This is a genomic window from Candidatus Stygibacter australis, assembly GCA_030765845.1.
GTDB lineage: Bacteria > Cloacimonadota > Cloacimonadia > Cloacimonadales > TCS61 > Stygibacter > Stygibacter australis.
In genome coordinates, this window is sequence record JAVCDJ010000248.1 from 1 (window position 1) to 3,514 (window position 3,514).

The window sequence follows — 3,514 nt, forward strand, 5'->3', positions numbered from 1 at the left end:
ACTGGTTGCAAATCTTAAACATGAGCGTCTCGAAAAAAATATTTCGGTTAGAAAAGCCAGCAAATATCTCGCTTGTGATTTAACCAATACAACCTTATAATACTGAGCCCTCCCTGATCAGCAGTGCACTTTATCAATGCTCTTTTGAATAGTGGTATTAGATTTATAAGCTTCTATCCTCTGGTCAACCATTGCGGAGGTGTAAACACCATTCGCAAGGTCTTGGTTGGGGAAATTGAGCAGACTCAGGACTTATAAAAAGCCAGTTAAAAAAAAGAAGTTGACACTGTGTCGTGAGGAATCAGGTTTCATGTTAATCAAAAATATGGGTGAGGGTATGAAGAAAAAAAGAAATGATATTGTTTTTACACGGGTAAATTATATCCTGTATGTTTTATTGTTGATCATGACCCCATTTTTATTACTGCAAAATTATCTTCAGACGGCTATTGGTATAGCGTCAAACTTAATGCTGGAAGTGGGTTCATTATCTATTCCTTATACATTGATCGTGGGAGTGATCTTCCTTGCTGTTCTGGTTTATATTGCCCGAAAGAGCATAAGGCTGTTTCACTTAGGCTTGATTGCTGCTATGCTTTTGCTCTTTGGAGTAGGTCAGCAGGTAACAGATTATTATTTTAATCACAAATTCTATGAATTGCAGCATAATTGGCATTATATTGCCTATTCAATATTTGCCATCATCAGTTGGCGCTTTTGGAAATCAAGAGGTAAAACATCTGCTCAGATAATTTTATATACGCTGCTCTTTGCCTTTTCAGCTTCAACTTTGGATGAGATTGCTCAAGTTCCTTTATCAAACCGGGTATTTGATGTCTGTGATATCGCTAAGGATATGTATGGCTCAGTGCTGGGAAACATTTTTGTATTTTTTGTGCTTGATAACGCCAGGATCCTGAAATTCAAATTCAAGCTGACGCACCCGACAGTGAAGGGTTATCTGGAGAATCCCTTAACAATACTTTTTTATGAATATATCTTTGTTTTCATCTTTCTGGTGTTAACATCCACTTTATCAGAAATGGAATATTTTCCCCTGTCTGTCCTGATTCCTGCTGGAATATTTTTACTGCTCTGGCTATGTATTCATCTGCTCCAATTTAAAATAAGCCGCTGGATAGTAATCGGGCTTTTAGGCATATCAGTGATATCCCTGGGTATCTCTATCGCAGTTAATTTCAATAAAAATATTACTTATAACAAGTATGGTTTGACCATTTACAGAGGAATTCCTATTCCATTTTTTGATGTTATGATCTTTGAAAATGGCTCCTTCCATCTTGTCGATAAGAAACATGTATTCAATAAGCGTGATCAGATGACCATTTTGACTAAATGCTCAGATATTTTGCTGATAGGCAGTGGAGCAGATGGAAAGGGAGGACGGGGATTCCCGGAAATGAAACCTGTTCAATTCATCTTCAACACTAATACCGGTCAAATGACACAAGTGATCATCCTGCGCACTCCCGAAGCATGTCAAGTATATAATCGATTGATAAAGGAGAAGAAAAATGTCACATTCATCCTCCATAACACCTGCTGATTATAAAAGAATTTATGCCATCAGAGTAATTCTTCTACTCATCTGGGGTGGTTTAATAGTTTTTGGCATTATCACTCTCCTTCAACCGGACTGGCTGACAGATATATCAAAAATAGGTAAAGAATCTGAGGCAATGGACCTTAAAAAAATGGGTGATGATCTCATGTCTGAGAAACAATTCAATGGCGCAATTGCCATTTATCAAAAGGCATTGGACCGTAATCCCGAACTATATGAAGCACTCGGAAATATGGCAATTTCCTATGCCCGGTTGGGAAAGATTGATATGGCGGAAAAAACCTTAAAAAAAATGATCAACCTTATTCCCGAACGCGACTATATAGGCTATCTGAATCTGGGTGAAATTTATTTAGGTCAGGAAGATTATCAAAAAGCCAGAGAATATTATCAGCAATCTCTATTCACAAATCCATTTCCAGAGGATGCGTATAAATTTGCCGGCTTTTGCAGTAAGCAACTTGGTGATCTGGAGCTGGCATTGCAGTATTATAACCAGGCGATCTCAAAAATGTCAGATTTTGAACAGCTATACAAAGGTTCACTGCAAAGAGATCATTACAGATTGAAGAAAAATGCCGAAGCACTTCAGCAAGTGCAAGATCTAATGGCTGTTGATGATGTTTCTGAGATCCTGGCTAAATACGATGAAAAAGTTTTGCATTATCTTCAGAGCCATAACCCCGAAAATTCAAAGATATATAATGAAATGGGTATAATATTTCATAATCTGGGAAATGTAGAGATGGCAAAACGCGCATTGCAGAAAGCTATCAATATTGATCCCAGAAATAAAAAAGCTCGCGATAATCTGAGATTGATCACCCAGAATTAGTTTGATACAAGGCAGAAATAACTGAGGAGGAAAAATGAGAAAAATTATTGTTTTATTGATTTTATTGATTTTATCTACAATGCTTCAGGGAAAATCTTATTATGCCCAGGATTATAATTGTCTGATAAATATTCGCGAAAACGGTGATCTGCATGTGAGAGAAGTATTTCGTTATCATTTTTCCGGAGGCCCATATTCCTGGGTATCACGATATATTCCAGAGCGGGCTACAGATGGACTTCAGTTTATTCGTGCTTTTGTTAAAGATACAGATGGCAATATAATTTCCGCGACTGATAATTACAAATTTGATGACGATAACCTTGTTGTTAAATGGAATTTCTTACCAGTAATGGATGAATCACTTGATTTTGAGCTTGAGTTTGTGGCTCATCATGTTCTCTATATAGAAGATGAAGTATTAATGGTTGATTACCAGCCTTTGCCAAAAGATCATGATTTCATTATTGATCAAGGCAGGATAGAATTGATCTTGCCCGGCAAATTACCTTCCCCTCTGGGTGTTTTTTCCAATACAAGCAATAAAGTACAAGTATCTTATTCCGAAAATAGTGTGATCTATAATTTCTGGGGTTTGGCAGGTGATGAAGTTTTTCCAGTAGGACTTACCTTGTCAGAAGATGCCCTTCCCATAGAAAAACCACATTGGCAGGAAATTGATGAGAAGCAGTCTTACTATGGAAAATACCTATTATTACTACTATTTGTCGCCCTTATTGCTACCCTGTTACTGGCATTTAAGCTTATTAACGTGTCGCGCAGGCATAAGATCCGGTTTACTCCGGATCAGCTTCCAGATGATCTATTTGAAATTCATCCAGGCTTTGTTTCCAAGCTGGTGAGTGGATTTGATAACAGCGTTGTTCCTTTTGCTTCATTATTTTATCGGCTGCTTAAGCAGGATTCGGTAGTCATTGAAAAGACTGCAAAAAAGAAATATCGCGTAGTACTTACAGAAAATGTCCCTGAAGATACTATTGATAAAAGTTTCTATGAAATATTACAGCAATTGATCGATAAAGATGTAAATGATCTTAAGAAGATATTCTCTCAGCTATACAAGTATAAAAAGG

The 3,514-nt window shown here is 37.1% G+C and carries 3 protein-coding genes; all 3 read left to right on the forward strand.

Going from position 1 to position 3,514, the window contains the following annotated elements; translation table 11 throughout:
- Positions 1-337 precede the first annotated feature (337 nt).
- Positions 338-1,567 carry a VanZ family protein gene (locus RAO94_12605; protein MDP8323180.1) on the forward strand — a complete coding sequence of 410 codons (1,230 nt, stop codon included), beginning with the start codon at positions 338-340 and terminating at the stop codon, positions 1,565-1,567.
- Positions 1,536-2,420 (forward strand): tetratricopeptide repeat protein, encoded by an 885-nt coding sequence (locus RAO94_12610; protein ID MDP8323181.1) that lies wholly within the window; start codon positions 1,536-1,538, stop codon positions 2,418-2,420. The genes RAO94_12605 and RAO94_12610 overlap by 32 nt, the downstream gene beginning before the upstream one ends.
- 34 nt (positions 2,421-2,454) lie before the next feature.
- Positions 2,455-3,514: DUF2207 domain-containing protein (locus RAO94_12615; GenBank protein ID MDP8323182.1), on the forward strand; the 1,060-nt coding region annotated here is incomplete at its 3' end.